Source organism: Acinetobacter sp. LUNF3 (assembly GCF_022699605.1).
Lineage (GTDB): Bacteria > Pseudomonadota > Gammaproteobacteria > Pseudomonadales > Moraxellaceae > Acinetobacter > Acinetobacter johnsonii.
This window is the reverse complement of sequence record NZ_CP093968.1, coordinates 2,972,166-2,989,426: the sequence shown is the minus strand read 5'-3', so window position 1 is coordinate 2,989,426 and position 17,261 is coordinate 2,972,166. Positions and strand designations below refer to the sequence as shown.

The following is a 17,261-nucleotide window of genomic DNA, read 5'->3' as shown; positions in this document are numbered from 1 at the left end:
AAAGACGAAAATCAGTCTATCTTGGGTGTGAAGAAAAAATGCTGTACTTCAATCAGAATCTGAATATGAGTCAATTGAACGAATCGGCAAGAAGTAATTAGATTGTTAGACGCCCGACAGGGCCTGTAGAAAGAAGGGTACGCTATGCACATGCCATCGCCTAATACTGTAGCTCCCGCTCAAGGTTTATACCAACCGGATGAGTTTAAAGATAACTGTGGTTTTGGTTTAATCGCCCATATGCAGGGTGATGCAAGCCATGATCTTGTCAAGACTGCTATGCACAGTCTGAGCTGTATGACCCACCGCGGTGGTATTGCTGCAGATGGTAAGACAGGGGATGGTTGCGGTTTACTCTTAGCAATGCCAAAACAGTTTTTCCGTGAAGAAGCGAAAAAACTCAGTGATATTACACTCAGTGAAGTTTTTGCTGTCGGTACGGTGTTCTTAAGCCTCGATCCAGCAATTGCAGTACATGCAAAACAAATTCTAACTAAAGAAATTGAATCTGAAGGTTGCCGAGTATTGGCGTGGCGTGTGGTCCCGACCAATAACGATGCTTTAGGTTCGATTGCGATGCAGTCACTTCCTGCATTTGAGCAAATTATTGTGAACTGCCCAATGGGTGTGTCTGAAGTTGAGTTTAACCGTAAACTCTTCTTGGCACGTCGTCGTGCAGAACAGCAGCTTAGCAATGACTCATCATTTTATGTAACCACATTATGTTCAACAGTGATTAGCTATAAAGGCTTGATGATGCCTGAAGCGATTGCTGATTTTTACACAGACTTGGCAGATCCACGTCTTGAGTCACATATTGTGGTGTTCCACCAACGTTTCTCGACCAATACTTTGCCGCGTTGGCCTTTGGCTCAGCCATTCCGCTATCTTGCACACAATGGTGAAATTAATACCATTACTGCGAACCGTAACTGGGCGATGGCGCGTACGCCAAAGTTTGAAAACCCATTATTGCCTGGTTTAACTGAGCTCAATCCAATCGTGAACCGTACTGGCTCGGATTCTTCAAGTTTAGATAACATGCTTGAAATTCTTGTGGGCGGCGGTATGGACTTGTTCCGTGCATTGCGTATGTTGGTTCCGCCAGCATGGCAGAACGTGGAGACGTTAGATGCCGATTTACGTGCATTCTATGAGTTTAACTCGAAGCATATGGAAGCGTGGGATGGTCCTGCTGGTCTCGTGATTCAAGATGGTCGTCATGCAATTTGTATGTTGGACCGTAATGGTTTACGTCCAGCTCGTTGGGTGATTACCAAAAATGGTTACATCACACTGGCATCTGAAATTGGTGTATGGGGCTACGAGCCTGAAGACGTGATTTCTAAAGGTCGTGTCGGTCCAGGTCAAATTCTAGTGATTGATACCTTCACAGGTAAAATGCTCGACACTAAAGATGTCAGCACGCACTTGAAAAAAATGCGCCCTTACCGTGAATGGTTACGTGAAAACTCGGTTCGTGTACAAGGTAGTCCAGAGCTTGAAGAATATTTATGTGATCAAGGCTTAAAAGGCGACGACCTTAAAGCATCACAAAAAATGTTTATGGTGACCTTTGAAGAGCGTGACCAATTGCTTCGCCCAATCGCTGAAAGCGGTCAGGAAGCAGTGGGTTCAATGGGTGATGATACGCCAATGGCGGTTTTGTCTCGCCAAGTGCGTCATGTATCGGATTACTTCCGTCAACAGTTTGCTCAGGTCACCAACCCACCAATCGACCCATTACGTGAATCGATTGTGATGTCATTGGAAACGTGTTTAGGGCGTGAGCAAAACGTTTTTGAACAAAGCCCTGAGCATGCGGATCGCTTGATCATTTCAAGCCCTGTACTGTCAAATTCGAAAATGCATCAAATCCGTACGCTGGGTCGTAAAGGTTATGAAATTGCAGATATCGATTTAAATTATGCGGAAGATGAAGGTCTAGAAGCAGCGATTGCGCGTATCTGTGAAGAAGCAGCACAAGCGATTCGTGACGGCAAAACCTTATTGGTGTTGTCTGACAAGAAAATCCGCCAAGGTTTCTTACCTGCCAATGCATTGATGGCAACTGGTGCAGTGCATCACTACCTGATTAATGTCGGTTTACGTACGGATGCCAATATTATTGTTGAAACGGCGCTGGCACGTGATCCGCACCAATTTGCGGTTATTCTCGGTTTTGGTGCAACTGCGATTTATCCTTACCTTGCTTATGACGTGATCAATGACTTGGTTGCAAAAGGTGAGCTATTGGGTGACCCAATCCAAGCGCAAGTGAATTTTCGTAAAGGGATTGAGAAAGGCTTGTTGAAAGTTCTCTCTAAAATGGGGATCTCAACAGTTGCATCTTACCGCGGTGGTCAATTGTTTGAAGCGGTGGGTCTGTCTGAAGAAGTGGTTTCAAAATGCTTCACTGGTGTGCCAAGTCGGATTAAAGGTGCAACCTTTGTTGATCTAGAAAATGATCAGAAAAAATTGGCTGAAAATGCGTGGAAAGCACGTAAACCAATCGATCAAGGTGGTTTGCTGAAATTTGTCTTCGACAAGGAATACCATGCATTCAACCCAGACGTGATCAATGCTTTGCATAAATCAGTGCGTTCTGGTCAATATGCCGACTTCAAAGAATATGCTGAACTGGTGAATAACCGTCCAGTGGCAACAATTCGCGACCTATTAAAGTTAAAAACAGACAACTCGATTGCTCTAGATCAAGTGGAGTCTGTAGAAGCGATTTTACCGCGCTTCGACTCTGCTGGCATGTCATTGGGTGCATTGTCTCCAGAAGCACACGAAGCGATTGCGATTGCAATGAACACCATTGGTGGCCGTTCAAACTCGGGTGAGGGTGGTGAAGATCCAGCGCGTTACGGTACCATTCGTAACTCGAAAATCAAACAGATTGCATCAGGTCGTTTCGGTGTAACACCTGCGTATTTAACTTCTGCTGAAGTCTTGCAGATTAAAGTAGCGCAAGGGGCTAAACCGGGTGAAGGTGGTCAATTACCAGGTGGTAAAGTGAATGGCTTAATTGCACGTTTACGTTACTCAGTACCGGGCGTGACCTTAATTTCTCCGCCACCGCACCATGATATTTATTCAATTGAAGATTTATCACAATTGATCTTTGACTTAAAACAAGTCAATCCTCAAGCGATGGTTTCAGTGAAACTGGTGTCTGAGCCGGGTGTAGGCACCATTGCTGCAGGCGTGGCAAAAGCCTATGCTGACTTCATTACCATTTCAGGTTATGACGGTGGTACAGCAGCCTCTCCATTGTCTTCAATTCACCATGCAGGTTCGCCTTGGGAGTTAGGTCTGTCTGAAGCGCATCAAGCACTTCGTGTCAATGACCTGCGCGGTAAAGTTCGTGTTCAAACCGACGGCGGTTTGAAAACCGGTCTAGATGTGGTGAAAGCAGCCATTTTAGGTGCAGAAAGCTTTGGCTTTGGTTCTACGCCAATGATTGCTTTAGGTTGTAAATACCTGCGTATTTGTCACTTGAATAACTGTGCAACGGGTGTTGCAACTCAACAAGATCATTTACGCCAAGAACATTATATTGGCGAGCCACAAATGCTCATCAACTTCTTCACCTTCATTGCTGAAGAAACACGTGAGTGGTTGGCAGCGTTGGGTGTTTCGAGCTTAAAAGACTTGATTGGTCGTACAGATTTGCTTGAAATGCTTCCAGGTGAAACGGAGAAACATGCGCACCTTGATTTGAGTGCATTACTGGAGTCACATCCTTCTGCACAAGGCAAGGCACAGTACTGTGAAGTACAAGGCAATGCTCCATTCGATAAAGGCTTGCTTGCTGAGAAAATGGTGGCTGAAATGTTGCCAGCGATTGAAGCAGGAACAACGGGTGAATATCACTTCACCATTGGTAACTGTGACCGTTCAATTGGTGCTCGTATTTCTGGTGAGATTGCGCGTCGTTATGGCAACCTCAGCATGGAAGCGCACCCAGTGAAGATGAACTTGGTGGGTACTGCGGGTCAATCTCTCGGTGTTTGGAACGCAGGTGGTTTGCACATTCGATTAGAAGGCGATGCGAACGACTACGTGGGTAAAGGCATGGCAGGTGGTCGTGTGTCAATCTTCCCGCCAAAAGGTTCGCCTTTCCAAACCCAAGAAACGGCAATCATTGGTAACACCTGTTTATACGGTGCAACGGGTGGTAAATTGTTCGCAGCAGGTACAGCAGGTGAGCGTTTTGCAGTACGTAACTCGGGTGCTTTCGCTGTAATTGAAGGTGCAGGCGATCACTGTTGTGAATATATGACGGGCGGTATCGTGACCGTACTTGGTAAAGTGGGTCATAACTTCGGTGCAGGTATGACAGGCGGTTTTGCTTACGTTCTTGACCTTGATAATGACTTCGTTGATCATTACAACCACGAGCTGATTGAGCTGAATCGTATTTCGACTGAATCGATGGAAGAACATAAAGAGTTCTTAAGCCGTATCTTAGATGAACACATTGCTGAGACTGGTAGTGCTTGGGCGTACAAGATCCGTAACGAGTTTGATTTCTACAGTCGTAAATTCTGGTTGGTGAAACCGAAAGCTGCCAACTTACAGACTTTGTTGAAAACCACTCAAGCTGATCCACAATAATTCCACTACTGCTGATACATAGGCAGGTGCAGACGATAGATAAACGGGCTGCACCTACCCACGGAGAGAGACATGGCAGAGCGCCTAAACAATGACTTTCAATTTCTGGATGTAGCACGCCAAGATCCAGAGAAAAAAGAGATTCAGGTCCGCAAAGCAGAGTTTGTGGAAATTTATAAACCTTTTACAGCGGAAGTGGCAGCAAATCAGACCCACCGTTGTTTAGGGTGTGGTAACCCATATTGTGAATGGAAATGTCCAGTACATAACTACATTCCAAACTGGTTAAAATTGATCGCTGAAGGCCGTATTTTCCAAGCAGCAGAGCTGTGTCACCAAACCAACACGTTGCCAGAAGTGTGTGGTCGTGTTTGTCCGCAAGACCGTTTATGTGAAGGGGCTTGTACCTTAAACGATGGTTTTGGTGCAGTGACGATTGGTAACGCTGAAAAATATATCAATGACACTGCGTTTGCACTGGGCTGGCGTCCAGATATGTCTTCAGTAAAGTGGACAGATAAAAAAGTCGCGATCATTGGTGCAGGCCCTGCGGGTCTAGGCTGTGCTGATATTTTGGTGCGTAGCGGGGTTAAGCCAGTTGTATTCGACAAACGCCCTGAAATTGGTGGTCTACTGACTTTTGGTATTCCAGAATTTAAAATGGAAAAAGATGTGATGAAGCGTCGCCGTGAAATCTTCACTGGCATGGGCGTGGAATTCCGTTTAAATACTGAAATTGGTACAGATGTCACCATCGACCAGCTTCTGACAGAATATGATGCGGTGTTTATGGGTATGGGTACTTATACCTATATGAAAGGCGGCTTCGCAGGTGAAGATTTAAATGGTGTCTATGATGCCTTGGATTTCTTGATTGCCAATGTTAACCGTACTCAAGGTTGGGAAAAAGACCCAAGTGAGTACATCAGTGTTGAAGGCAAAAAGGTGATTGTTCTTGGCGGTGGTGACACTGCAATGGACTGTAACCGTACTTCGATTCGTCAGGGAGCGGAAGTGGTGAGCTGTGCATACCGTCGTGACGAAGAAAATATGCCAGGTTCACGTCGTGAAGTGCAAAATGCAAAAGAAGAAGGTGTAAACTTTTTGTTTAACCGTCAACCGATTGAAATTGTCGGTGAAAATGGCAAAGTCACGGGCGTGAAAGTGGTTACGACTCAACTTGGCGAGCCTGATAGCCGTGGTCGTCGCAGTCCAGAACCAATTCCGGGTTCAGAAGAAATTTTACCAGCAGATGCAGTTTTATTGGCATTTGGTTTCCGTACCAGCCCTGCGGAGTGGTTTACAAATGTGAATATTAATCTTGATGGTTCAGGTCGTGTAGTTGCGGCTGAACAGCAAACCTATAAATTCCAAACCTCAAACCCGAAAATCTTTGCGGGTGGTGATATGGTTCGTGGTTCAGACCTTGTTGTCACAGCGATTTGGGAAGGCCGTCAAGCAGCTGAAGGTATTTTGGATTATTTAGACATTTAATCTAAATCGTTCAACACAAAAACCCGCTTCGGCGGGTTTTTTATTGATCACTGTTTGCTTGAGATGATATGAAAGAGGTGAGTCGGGATAAATCGAAAAAGATCTGGTGGTGAGTCAGATAAAAATGGATGAATTTGCAAACGCACTAAGCATTTTTGCCATATGTGAAGGGCCTCTAACTTCAGATACTGAAGATCGCTCGGTTAAATGTTAGGAAATGGACATGACTCAAGTGACGACAGAAAAATTATATCAACATCGTCCAAAAGCTCAGGGTATTACAATTCGACGTTTGCAATTCAACCCCAAAGCCATTCGCCGGCATTATTTTGCCAATTCACCAGTCATGTCGCATTTACTGATGGCATTGTCTTCAACTTTTCCCATCGGTGAGCAGTTCTTTGTGCATAGCGTGCGCAATGTACGTGACCAAGTGAAGGATGAAAATCTTCAAGCGCAGATTGCGGCATTTATTGGTCAAGAGACGATGCATTCTCAAGCACACACTGCATTTAATGCTGCATGGCGCCGTGATGATTATAATCTCGACCGTTTTCAGGCGTGGTTGGCGCGTAAAGATGATGATGTGAAAAACCTGCATCCTAAAATTCAGTTCGCAATCACCTGTGCTTTTGAGCATTTTACGGCACTGCTAGGCGGCTATATCTTAAGGCATCCTGAGGTATTGAGTACCTTGGATGATGATGCGGTTAAGCTCTGGGTGTGGCATGCCATTGAAGAAATTGAGCATCGTGCGGTTGCGTTCGATGTTTATCAAAATGTTTATGGCGATGACAAGATCCGTCGTTTAATCATGCGTAGTGTAACAACAGGCTTTGCCAGTTTAACTTTTTACTCGGCCAGCCGTTTATTTTTACAAGACCGTAAAAAGAGTATACCGAAATTGGGTGGGAATCTCTTTGGATTGTATTTGCTGGCGAAGATGTTTGTGCAATTGCTGCCTGAATATCTGTCTTATTACAAAAGCAACTTTCATCCCTCAGATATTGATTACACCCAACTGTTGAAATACTGGAAAACCCGTTTGGCAGACAACTATCAACTCGAAGGTTTTCAGCAGGAATTGCACGCGGCTATTTAGTTTAAGTATAAAAATAAATAATCAAAACCGAGTGAATATCGCTCGGTTCTTTCATTTTTAGCTACTTTAACTAAAAGCAACAAAAGGATAATCAAATGTGTTTACAATCAGGTTATTGCAATAAATACAAAAGAAAGAGGATAGCTGAATGAATTTTATGAAAAAAACTGCTGTCGTTGTTGCCCTTGTGAGCACGTTAACGCTATCGGGCTGTGGTTATAATACCTTACAGGTCAAAGATGAGGCAGTTACAGCTGCTTGGTCGGAAGTACAAAACCAATATCAGCGCCGTGCAGATTTGGTGCCGAACTTGGTGAATGTAGTGAAGGGGTATGCCAAACATGAAGAGCAAGTCCTAACTGAGGTCACACAGGCTCGTGCCAATGTGGCAGGTTTAAAAGTCGATAAAGAAGTATTAGAAGACCCTGCATTATTCCAAAAATATCAAGAAGCTCAAGCGCAAATGACAGGTGCATTGTCGCGTTTAATTGCAGTCTCAGAAAACTATCCAGACTTAAAAGCCAATGAACAATTTCGTGATTTACAGGTTCAGCTCGAAGGTACCGAAAACCGTATTGCTGTGGCGCGTAATCGCTACATTAGCACGGTGCAAGACTTTAACTCCTATGCACGTCAGTTCCCACAAGTCATGACTGCGAAGGTGATTGGGATGGACACCAAACCAAACTTTAGTGCGGAGCAAAGTGCGCAAAAGGCACCAACAGTGTCATTTAACTAGCGGTGATTTAAAGTAATTGTAACCATAGGTGAATGAATGATAGGACAGCAGCAGTTCTTACCGTTTTCGTATAAATGGATCCTTGCATTCATTTTATCAGGACTGCTCTGTCTAAGTTCGTTAACATGGGCAGAGGTTGCTACAGCAACAGATGGTGCTGAGGAAACAGTTGTTGCTGGAAAGATGATTCAAGGTCAGCAAGCGGAGAGTTCCAATAATGTAAGCTCGACAAATACTGATGCCGTGTCACAGCCGTCCGTTGCCAATGATATGGCAGAAGGTGAATCGATACGGGCGTTACCAACCTTAAATGAACCCGTGATCGATCAAGCACATATTTTAAGTGCTGAAGATAAGCAAGCCATTGGCCAAAAAATTCGTGCCTTGCATGACACACGAAAGGCACAAATAGGCGTAGTGATTGTCCCGACCACAGGTCAAGAGGATATTTTTGGTTTTGCCATGCGTATTGCAGACCAATGGCAGCTCGGTTCAGCAAAGCAGGACAACGGTTTGCTGATCGCAATTGCCGTTAATGACCGGCGTATGCAGATTCTTACGGGTTATGGTTTGGAAGGAGTCATCCCTGACATTATTGCGAATCGCATTATTAACCAACAAATCACACCATATTTTAAACAAGCTCAGTATGCTCAAGGGATCAATGCGGGGCTTTCTGAAATTGAACGGATTTTATATCTTGATCCTGAAGTTGCAGCCCAAGCGGCGCAAGAACTACAAGAACGCCAAGACCAAGCTATTCGAGAGCAGGAAGCCAAAAGTAAAACCTTTAGTACGGCTATATTTATCTTAATTGCTGGCGCAATTGGCTCATTTGTGGTGGGGAAGCGTTTAAGTGCCTCGACGGCTGCAGTTGCAGGCATCGTGGCAGGCTTGGTCAATGGAGCAGGCTTAATCACCAGCTTACTCATTGGTGGCGGGATTTTCTTTTTACTCATTACGACCTTAGCCCAAACGATTTTTCAGCTCTTTCTCTCTTCTGGCGGGGGAGGCGGACGCGGGGGACGTGGCGGCGGCGGTTTTGGTGGTGGGGGATATAGTGGCGGGGGCGGCGGCTTCGGCGGTGGAGGAGCATCAGGGTCATGGTAACAACAACTGAAACGACGGAAATCGTCACTAAACCAAAGCTAGATGAAATGGTACAACCCAGTTTTAAACGTTGGCTAAAGCATTTATTGCATATGCCAGCGAGTAAGGGCTTTTTTAATCAGCAAGATCAACATGCGATTGCACAAGCGGTAGCTGCTGCTGAACATGGGCACATTGGTGAAATCCAAGTGGTGATTGAAGGGCATATGCCTGCACGAGAAGCCTATTATTTAGATACTCGTGGACGTGCGAAACAGCTTTTTGCTGAGCTTGGTGTGTGGGATACCGAGTTGAATAGTGGTATTTTGCTTTACTTAAACTTGTGTGAGCGTAAAGTCGAGATTGTGATTGACCGTGGGATACAGGAAGCCACTACACAGCGGGTGTGGGGTGAGGTCTGCCAAAGTATTATTGAAAAAATGGCACAGCAACAGTATCGGCAGGCTTTAGTCGATGGCGTAACCCAAATTGGGACTATTTTGAATCAATTCTATGCAAATAAAATAGAAGACAAAGCTGATGAATTGAGTAATTCTCCAATTATGTTGAACTAAAAAGAGATAAATTGACAATATTTGTCAGTTTTTTACATAAAAATACAATTTCTGGAAATAAATTTTTAAATAGTAAAATAAAGTACTGTTTTTTATTTGAAAATAAATATAATGAAAGTTGGCATAATACATGCTAATTACAATGTAGCTTAGAAAGCTTATAAAAAATTAACAAAACATTTGTGGAGAATGTTATGAAATCAGTTCAGAAGGGTTTCACCCTTATCGAATTAATGATCGTTGTTGCAATTATCGGTATTCTTGCTGCGATTGCTGTACCTGCCTATCAGAACTATACGGTTCGTTCAAAAGTTACAGAAATGTTAAGTGCTGCTGCTAGTGCGAAAGCAGCAGTAACAGAAGGTTATTCAAGTAACGGAATGACTGGTGTGACAACTGCGGCAACAACTCTTGCTGCTGAGCAAACTGCAGGTACAATTGCATCTAAATACGTAAACTCTGTTGTAATTACTCCTGCTTCTGGTGTAATAACTGTAACTTCAGCAAGTACAGCAAATGCGGCTGCTTCGGGCTTGCCTACTGATGCACAAAATAAAACAATTTTGTTTACGCCGTTTATTAATAAGGTTGCATTAGCTACATCAACTGTTGGTGGAACAATTGATTGGGCGTGTACTTCCCTTACTAAATCATCTGCAACAGCTAGAGGTTTGGGTGCAGCTGCATTAGGCTCTATGCCAGCTAAATATGTTCCTTCTGAATGTAAGTAATTTAGCATAAAATAAAAACGCGTCTTTTAGATGCGTTTTTATTTCTATTTTTGGTTGAATAAATGTCTAAACGAATTAAATTTTTTATTTTCCATTTAACAGTTTCTTTATTCATTACCTTAATCGCGTTTAGTTTAGTTTTTTTTGTTTGGTATCCAGCGCCATTGGCAAAAGCTGTAGGTGTGACTCATATCTTTTTAATGATGCTAGCAATTGATAGCATCATTGGACCAATGCTAGGATTGTTAGTATATAAAGAAGATAAAAAGACACTTAAATTTGACTTAAGTGTAATTATTTTGATTCAGGTCGCTGCACTTTATTATGGTATTTATACTATTGCTCAAGGTCGCCCTGTGTGGTTGGTTCACTCTGTTGATCGTATAGAAGTTATTCGTAACAATGATATACAAAAACAGCCCAATGTAAAAGTTAAAGCTGAATATCAATATTCTGCGTGGACAGGTCCTAAATATGTTGGTGTGCTAATTTCAAATAATGATGAACAAAAACAAAATGATATGTTTAATGCTGCTTTTGGTCTAACTTTAGCTAAACAACCGGATCGATATGTAAAATTTAACGCTGTAAAACGGAATATTCAAAAAAATGCTCAAGATTTGAAGGAACTCAATCAGTATAATGATGTGCAACAAGTAGATAGTATTTTATCAAAATATCCACAAGCGACTGGTTTTGTTCCTTTAAAAGCGAATGCTGTTGATATGACAGTTTTAATCAATAAAGAAAAAGGCGAAGTGATTAAAATTGTTGATCTTCGCCCTTGGAAATAAACCTAAAACTATAATAAAAAAACCTGCATATACAGGTTTTTTTAAATGATAGAAAAGTCTTAAATTTGACTCTGAATATAATTTTCTATACCGACGGTTTCAACTAAATCGAGCTGTGTGGTCGTCCAGTCTAACCACTCTTCTTCTTTTTCTAAGATTTCTTGCACAAGATCTCGAGTAACATAGTCCAGTTGTTCTTCGGAAAGCTTAACAGCGGCTTGAATGGATTCAATGTTCTCTTTGGTTTTACGGACATCGCAACTTAATACTTCAACAGTATGTTGGCCGATGTAGAGTTTACCCAAGTGTTGTAAGTTTGGTAGACCTTCTAAAAAAAGAATGCGCTCAATGATTTTGTCAGCATGCTTCATTTGGCGAATCGATTCTTTATATTCAGCTGAACCGAGTTGCTCAATCCCCCAGTCATTAAACATACGAGAATGTAGGAAATTTTGGTTAATGGCAGTTAAATGATGATAAAGCACCTGATTTAACTGATTAATTACATCACGATTGCCTTTCATGATAAAGCTCCATTCAAACTGCGGCTTAAAAAATAATATCAATAACTTATGAGAAATATCTTAAACAACAAAGTGGTTTTTGGCGAGTAATTTATAGAACAGCAAATGAAAATCGCAATCAAAAGCATGCGGGATGCAAATTTTATTTTGAGACATTTAAAAAAGAAAACCCGCCTAGAGTCATAAGCGGGGGAGGAGTTACTCATAAAGAGTAAGTTTATAATTATGGTTATTCAAGAAATGAATCAAGTATCTAGGCAGCAATGGCTAAGCGTGATGCAATAGCAGAGACTTCAGCACTGATGATTGAGCGTGCTTCTGGTGCACAGCGACCACAGCATGTGCCGAGGTCGAGCATCTCGCGAATTTCACGATAACTACCCGCACCATTTTCAACAGCGTCTTTAATATCTTGATCTGTAATACCACGGCATAAGCACACGTACATTTCAGCAAGCCACATGAAAGAAATAAGATAAGTGATATTATTGATAATTGTTATCGTTTGTCAATAGAAATCATTTGAAATTTCATTTGTCTTTATTGGAGTTTTGGATAAAAAAAAGCCACTCAATCGGTGGCTTTTTCTTAAACAATATAACTTATTGATTAATAATCACAATACCATCCATCTCAACCAATGCATTTTTAGGTAGGCTTGCCACACCGAGCGCTGCGCGTGCTGGGTAAGGTTGTGCAAAATATTCACCCATAATTTGGTTTACCAACTGGAAGTTTGAAAGATCGGTTAAGAAAATATTCAACTTCGCGATATCAGCCAGTGTTCCACCAGCGGCTTCACAGACAGCTTTTAAGTTATCAAATACACGGCGAATTTGTGCTTCAATGCCTTCAACCAACTCCATACTGTATGGGTCTAAACCGATCTGACCAGAAAGGTAAAGTGTATTGCCAACTAAGATTGCTTGCGAATAAGTACCGATCGCAGCAGGGGCATTTTCAGTATGAATTACTTGGCGGGACATCGTGTTCTCCTATTATATTCACCATCAATCATAGCCTAGATTGGCATTAAAATGTGTGGATTTAAACAATTAACTCGCAATCGATGTTTCCGCAATGCTCACTGGTTGAGCTAATCGACTGATACGTGGGAAGCCAAAATGCATGCGTAGATCGCGAATGATTTTTGCAATTTGCTTGCGATTGTGTACCACAACATTGACATAAGTCTTGTCGTCTTGATTACGCACCATTTCGACCCCAATTTTTTCTTTACGACATTGATAAATTAGGTCTGAAATTTGTTCGTCATCCATGGCCATGTTAATCAATAAATATGCAGTGAAACTAATTTCTTCTTCGTTCTCATTGGTCCACTGCAACGGCATGATGTTTTCAGGATGTAGATGTTGTTCATGTAAGAGGTTATGACAACGCGCACGATGGACAATCAGACCACGACGGGATAAGTGCCCTTGAATTGGGTCGCCGAGTACAGGATTGCAGCAATGTGCATATTTAACATCGACTCCTTCAGTACCTTGAATCAGTCGATCAGACTCTTGTGCACTTTGGTCATGCGCAAACAAATGATTCGCAACCAATTGCGGCAGTAAATCACCCACGGCAATTTGCTCAAATAATTGGTCTTTACTTTCGATATGTCGCCATTGTAAAAGCTCTAACCAGTCTGATTCGGTTAAATCTTTAATGGATACATTGAATAGTTTTAAAGCGCGATTTAAAGCTTGTTGTCCAACAAGGCGTTGTTCTTCTATGTCTTGATCGCGCAAAATATTTTGCAAAGCACGACGGGCTTTTTGTGTGTTGACGAAGCTGAGCCAATCCGGATTGGGGGTGGCTAAGACATCGGTGATCACTTCAATCACCTGCCCACTGTGCAATGGCGTAGAAAGTGGCTTGGTCTCCCCATTGATTTTCGCACCTACCGCATGGTTCCCTAAAAATAAGCTGGCAGAGTAGGCAAAATCGACGACTGTTGCACCTTGCGGTAATTCGTGTAAATGACCTTGTGGTGTATACACCCAAATTTTCTCTTGGTGTAAATAATCGAGTAATTCACTAAAAGTGGTTTTGGCACAGGCACCATCAATCAAGACATTTAAGTTCTGCATCGAGGCTTGAATCGCAGAGCGGCAAGCTTGCGGAGCACTGTCGCCTAGGACTACACCAAAACGCGCCGCTTTGCGCATCAGCTCGGTTTGAATGGTGACTGATAAGGTTGTGTTTTCACCTTTTAAACGTAGTAGTAGCGATTGGTTACCACCTGGGAGTGGTTTACGAATATGGTCTGCAAAGTGTAAAACTTGAAAACTCTCTCGCAACACATCGGCTAAGCGGTCACAGTCAGCAATACTATTTAGAATAATTTCAAAGGCGTGACTATGCGTAAGTTCATGTAGATCAATGTCATTTTTTACAAAGTGTCGTAACAGTTCGATATTATTATTTTTCTTTTTAATTCGCCCTGGAATTTGATGGGTTTTTAATAGCTCGGTCAGATTATTTTCCCATTTGCTTTGATATTCACAGCGTTTGGGTTTGGTTTGGAGAAGGGCTTCTTGGACATTGTTATACATGTCGAGATCAAGATTTTGATAACACAAATGTTCGAGGTTATCGCCCATCTCATTCATGCCAACAATACGTGCCATTGGGACAAAAATATCAAAGGTTTCTTGGGCAATACGCGCACGCTTATCAGGACGCAATGCATCCAAGGTGGTCATGTTGTGATAGCGATCAGCCAGTTTAATAATAATGACACGTGGGTCTTGTAGTGTGGCTTGCAGAATTTTTCGGAAAGAAGCGGCTTTATTATATTCTTTATCGCTGGATTGGCTGAGTTTGGTGACGCCATCGACCAGTTCGGCGACGGTTTTGCCAAATTTTTCTGCAATATCTTCTTTGCTAAAGTCTGTGTCTTCAATCACATCATGTAAAAGTGCCGCCATCAGGGTTTCGGCATCTAGACGCATATGCGCTAAAATACAGCTGACCGCAATCGGGTGTAAAATATAGGGTTCGCCACTTTTACGGGTAATACCATCATGGGCAATATCCGCATAATCACAGGCCGCAAGCACTCGCTCGACGTCGCTTTCAGTTAAGTAAGCATCGATAATAGTTTTGAGCTGTTGTTTAGCTTGACTGACCATTGGGCCTGGCATAAAACACCTTTAAGACGTAGCAATGACAAGAAAATTTTACTGATCCTCTAATGAAAAACATATTGCATGAGTTGTCAAATTTTTCATTGAGAGAAAAGCAAAAAAGATACACCTAAACCACGATGAATCCTATCTTCTAGTTATAACGTGTATTGGATAAATATAAAAGTTATCCAATAAAAAAGCCTAGTTAAAAACTAGGCTTTTAAACGATAAATTTTTCTTATTGGAAAGAAAAACCATCTAAATTCAAATTGTTTGCAGACAGTGCAAGATCAAGACTCGAAGTTTGGTAGTCTTGGTCGCGTTGTTTCAAAATATCTTTAGAAACATGACCGATTGCGATTTCACGTAATGCAACAACAGTCGGTTTGTCATTGTCCCACTCAACAGTAGGTTCAATGCCTTGACGTGCCAATTGACGCGCGCGTTTGCTTGCCACTAGTACAAGCTCAAAGCGGTTGTCTACATGGTCTAAACAATCTTCAACGGTTACGCGTGCCATAAGAGTTCTCGTTACAAAGGCTAAAATTAAACAGACTATGCAGTATAAGGCGCTTTGTCTGTAGACTCAAGTTTTAATCACTTTTCAACAGGGCTGATCAGCTCAGAAATCATTTTCTGATGACGGCTCGCTTGCTGTGTAATGACTAAACGATTGGCAATAATCACAGACTCAAGATCGTGCAAAGCCTTATTAAAATCATCATTAATAATCACATAGTCAAAGTTGACATATTGTTGCATGTCTTCAACTGCACAGCCTAAACGACGCTCAATCACTTCAACCGAGTCTGTACCACGGTTAGACAGACGTTGACGCAGATCAAACTGGCTTGGTGGTAAAATGAAAATTTGTTTAGAGTCAGGAAAAAGCTTACGCACTTGCTGTGCGCCTTGCCAGTCAATTTCAAGTAGGACATCATGACCTTTCGCCAGTTGTTCTTTTACTGTAGCTTGAGCTGTACCGTAGTAATTACCAAAGACTTCGGCGTATTCAATAAAACCACCTTGTTCAACCAAGGCCAAAAATGAGTCTTTTTCGGTAAAATGGTAATGTACACCATCAAGTTCGCCGGGACGTTGCCCACGTGTAGTATGAGAAACAGAAACGTGAAGATTCGTTACACGGTCAAGGAGGGCTTTTACGAGGGATGTTTTGCCTGTTCCTGAAGCTGCAGAAACGACAAACAAGAGACCCGACATGATATTTTTCCTGATATGATAAAATATCTTCTCTATTTTAGAGCAGACAAGGTTTAAACGAAATAGCAAGGCGTCACTTTGTTTGCATTTATTTTATTAGTTTCCGCTGATTGAAAAGTGGTATCGAGGAACATATGGAAATTGTATTGGCCAATCCACGTGGTTTTTGTGCAGGTGTTGACCGTGCGATTGCCATCGTAAATCGTGCGCTTGAGTGCTTTAATCCACCCATTTATGTACGACATGAAGTGGTACACAATAAATTTGTTGTGGACGATTTACGTCAACGAGGTGCAATTTTTGTCGATGAATTGGATGAAGTCCCCGATGACAATATTGTAATTTTTAGTGCGCATGGCGTTTCTAAAGCAGTACAGATCGAAGCCGAGCGTCGTGGTTTAAAAGTTTTTGATGCAACCTGTCCATTGGTGACCAAGGTTCATATTGAAGTTACTAAATATGCCCGTGAGGGGGTTGAGGCTATCTTAATTGGTCATGAAGGCCACCCTGAAGTTGAAGGTACCATGGGGCAATATGACCTGAAAAATGGTGGTGCGATTTATTTGGTTGAAGATGAACAAGACGTGGCCGAGCTTCAAGTGCATCATCCTGAGCGCGTGGCTTTTGTTACTCAAACCACCTTATCGATCGATGATACTGCAAAAGTGATTGATGCTTTACGGGCGAAATTTCCTGAGATTCAAGGGCCGCGTAAAGATGACATTTGCTATGCCACCCAAAACCGTCAAGATGCGGTGCGTGATTTAGCAATCCAATGTGATGTGGTGTTGGTGGTCGGTTCGCCAAACTCATCGAATTCGAATCGTTTACGAGAATTGGCCGAGCGAATGGGTAAAGCCGCTTATTTGGTCGATAATGCAGATGAACTTCAGCAGGCATGGTTTGAAAATATCGCCAAGGTTGGCGTCACAGCGGGTGCATCTGCACCTGAAATTTTAATTAAGCAAGTGATTCAACGATTACAAGATTGGGGTGCAACGCCACCACAAGAACTTGCTGGAACGGAAGAAAATATTACCTTTAGTTTGCCAAAAGAGTTACGTATTGCGGTAACTCAAGCCTAAAAGGTGGATTGGTTAACATTCTAATTTTATTGAAAAATTGACAGATGATTGTAAATTGGCAATCATCTGTTTTTTTATGCCTTTTATCCTGTATTGTGCTGATTGTGTAAAGAATTAGAATATGATTTTAAATAGGGTAAA

General features: G+C 42.3%; 15 protein-coding genes. 9 read left to right on the top strand and 6 right to left on the bottom strand.

Translation table 11 applies throughout. The annotated features are described in order from the left end of the window. The first annotated feature begins 150 nt into the window (after window positions 1-150). The 8 genes from gltB (at window position 151) to tfpZ (ending at window position 11,150) form a co-directional block, all read left to right on the top strand. Window positions 151-4,626: a glutamate synthase large subunit gene (gene gltB, locus MN200_RS14625; protein ID WP_242759758.1), complete on the top strand. Its 4,476-nt coding sequence runs from the start codon at window positions 151-153 to the stop codon at window positions 4,624-4,626. A 72-nt stretch (window positions 4,627-4,698) separates the two neighbouring features. Then, on the top strand, window positions 4,699-6,120 hold the full coding sequence (locus MN200_RS14620) for an FAD-dependent oxidoreductase (RefSeq protein ID WP_205667519.1): 1,422 nt from the start codon (window positions 4,699-4,701) through the stop codon (window positions 6,118-6,120). 223 nt (window positions 6,121-6,343) lie between these two features. Beyond that, window positions 6,344-7,222, top strand: coding sequence for a metal-dependent hydrolase (locus MN200_RS14615; RefSeq protein ID WP_242759757.1), 879 nt, complete (start codon window positions 6,344-6,346; stop codon window positions 7,220-7,222). A gap of 148 nt (window positions 7,223-7,370) precedes the next feature. Then, entirely contained in the window at window positions 7,371-7,961 is a 591-nt protein-coding gene (locus MN200_RS14610) for a LemA family protein (RefSeq protein ID WP_005401344.1), read from the top strand. Window positions 7,962-7,997: 36 nt separating this feature from the next. Continuing rightward, window positions 7,998-9,071, top strand: coding sequence for a TPM domain-containing protein (locus tag MN200_RS14605; RefSeq protein ID WP_242759756.1), 1,074 nt, complete (start codon window positions 7,998-8,000; stop codon window positions 9,069-9,071). Next, window positions 9,065-9,625 carry a TPM domain-containing protein gene (locus tag MN200_RS14600; protein WP_242759755.1) on the top strand — a complete coding sequence of 187 codons (561 nt, stop codon included), beginning with the start codon at window positions 9,065-9,067 and terminating at the stop codon, window positions 9,623-9,625. The genes MN200_RS14605 and MN200_RS14600 overlap by 7 nt, the downstream gene beginning before the upstream one ends. Before the next feature lie 194 nt (window positions 9,626-9,819). Beyond that, on the top strand, window positions 9,820-10,356 hold the full coding sequence (locus MN200_RS14595) for a pilin (protein WP_242759754.1): 537 nt from the start codon (window positions 9,820-9,822) through the stop codon (window positions 10,354-10,356). Window positions 10,357-10,418: 62 nt separating this feature from the next. Continuing rightward, window positions 10,419-11,150, top strand: coding sequence for a TfpX/TfpZ family type IV pilin accessory protein (gene tfpZ / locus MN200_RS14590; protein ID WP_242759752.1), 732 nt, complete (start codon window positions 10,419-10,421; stop codon window positions 11,148-11,150). Between the two features lie 59 nt (window positions 11,151-11,209). Here tfpZ and bfr read toward each other — a convergent pair whose 3' ends face one another. The 6 genes from bfr to gmk form a co-directional block, all read right to left on the bottom strand. Next, window positions 11,210-11,674 (bottom strand): bacterioferritin, encoded by a 465-nt coding sequence (bfr, locus tag MN200_RS14585; protein WP_242759750.1) that lies wholly within the window; start codon window positions 11,672-11,674, stop codon window positions 11,210-11,212. A 253-nt stretch (window positions 11,675-11,927) separates the two neighbouring features. Then, on the bottom strand, window positions 11,928-12,122 hold the full coding sequence (locus MN200_RS14580; RefSeq protein WP_242759747.1) for a bacterioferritin-associated ferredoxin: 195 nt from the start codon (window positions 12,120-12,122) through the stop codon (window positions 11,928-11,930). A 154-nt stretch (window positions 12,123-12,276) separates the two neighbouring features. Continuing rightward, entirely contained in the window at window positions 12,277-12,660 is a 384-nt protein-coding gene (locus MN200_RS14575) for a RidA family protein (RefSeq protein ID WP_004691470.1), read from the bottom strand. A gap of 69 nt (window positions 12,661-12,729) precedes the next feature. Further along, complete coding sequence (locus MN200_RS14570; RefSeq protein ID WP_242759744.1) at window positions 12,730-14,829, bottom strand: HD domain-containing protein; 2,100 nt, start codon at window positions 14,827-14,829, stop codon at window positions 12,730-12,732. A gap of 223 nt (window positions 14,830-15,052) precedes the next feature. Continuing rightward, window positions 15,053-15,334, bottom strand: a complete 282-nt coding sequence (rpoZ, locus tag MN200_RS14565; protein ID WP_058870403.1) for a DNA-directed RNA polymerase subunit omega — start codon at window positions 15,332-15,334, stop codon at window positions 15,053-15,055. A gap of 77 nt (window positions 15,335-15,411) precedes the next feature. Then, complete coding sequence (gene gmk, locus MN200_RS14560; protein ID WP_242759741.1) at window positions 15,412-16,035, bottom strand: guanylate kinase; 624 nt, start codon at window positions 16,033-16,035, stop codon at window positions 15,412-15,414. 134 nt (window positions 16,036-16,169) lie between these two features. Between gmk and ispH the strand changes: the two genes are divergently transcribed. Beyond that, the gene (gene ispH / locus MN200_RS14555) at window positions 16,170-17,120 is read left to right on the top strand and encodes a 4-hydroxy-3-methylbut-2-enyl diphosphate reductase (protein WP_242759739.1); all 951 of its coding nucleotides are present in this window, start codon (window positions 16,170-16,172) and stop codon (window positions 17,118-17,120) included. The last annotated feature ends 141 nt before the right edge of the window (window positions 17,121-17,261 follow it).

Coding starts and splice junctions, on each gene's coding strand:
- gltB (WP_242759758.1), top strand. CDS start 151: ATGCCATCGCCTAATACTGTAGCTCCCGCTCAAGGTTTATACCAACCG.
- MN200_RS14620 (WP_205667519.1), top strand. CDS start 4,699: ATGGCAGAGCGCCTAAACAATGACTTTCAATTTCTGGATGTAGCACGC.
- MN200_RS14615 (WP_242759757.1), top strand. CDS start 6,344: ATGACTCAAGTGACGACAGAAAAATTATATCAACATCGTCCAAAAGCT.
- MN200_RS14610 (WP_005401344.1), top strand. CDS start 7,371: ATGAATTTTATGAAAAAAACTGCTGTCGTTGTTGCCCTTGTGAGCACG.
- MN200_RS14605 (WP_242759756.1), top strand. CDS start 7,998: ATGATAGGACAGCAGCAGTTCTTACCGTTTTCGTATAAATGGATCCTT.
- MN200_RS14600 (WP_242759755.1), top strand. CDS start 9,065: ATGGTAACAACAACTGAAACGACGGAAATCGTCACTAAACCAAAGCTA.
- MN200_RS14595 (WP_242759754.1), top strand. CDS start 9,820: ATGAAATCAGTTCAGAAGGGTTTCACCCTTATCGAATTAATGATCGTT.
- tfpZ (WP_242759752.1), top strand. CDS start 10,419: ATGTCTAAACGAATTAAATTTTTTATTTTCCATTTAACAGTTTCTTTA.
- bfr (WP_242759750.1), bottom strand. CDS start 11,674: ATGAAAGGCAATCGTGATGTAATTAATCAGTTAAATCAGGTGCTTTAT.
- MN200_RS14580 (WP_242759747.1), bottom strand. CDS start 12,122: ATGTACGTGTGCTTATGCCGTGGTATTACAGATCAAGATATTAAAGAC.
- MN200_RS14575 (WP_004691470.1), bottom strand. CDS start 12,660: ATGTCCCGCCAAGTAATTCATACTGAAAATGCCCCTGCTGCGATCGGT.
- MN200_RS14570 (WP_242759744.1), bottom strand. CDS start 14,829: ATGCCAGGCCCAATGGTCAGTCAAGCTAAACAACAGCTCAAAACTATT.
- rpoZ (WP_058870403.1), bottom strand. CDS start 15,334: ATGGCACGCGTAACCGTTGAAGATTGTTTAGACCATGTAGACAACCGC.
- gmk (WP_242759741.1), bottom strand. CDS start 16,035: ATGTCGGGTCTCTTGTTTGTCGTTTCTGCAGCTTCAGGAACAGGCAAA.
- ispH (WP_242759739.1), top strand. CDS start 16,170: ATGGAAATTGTATTGGCCAATCCACGTGGTTTTTGTGCAGGTGTTGAC.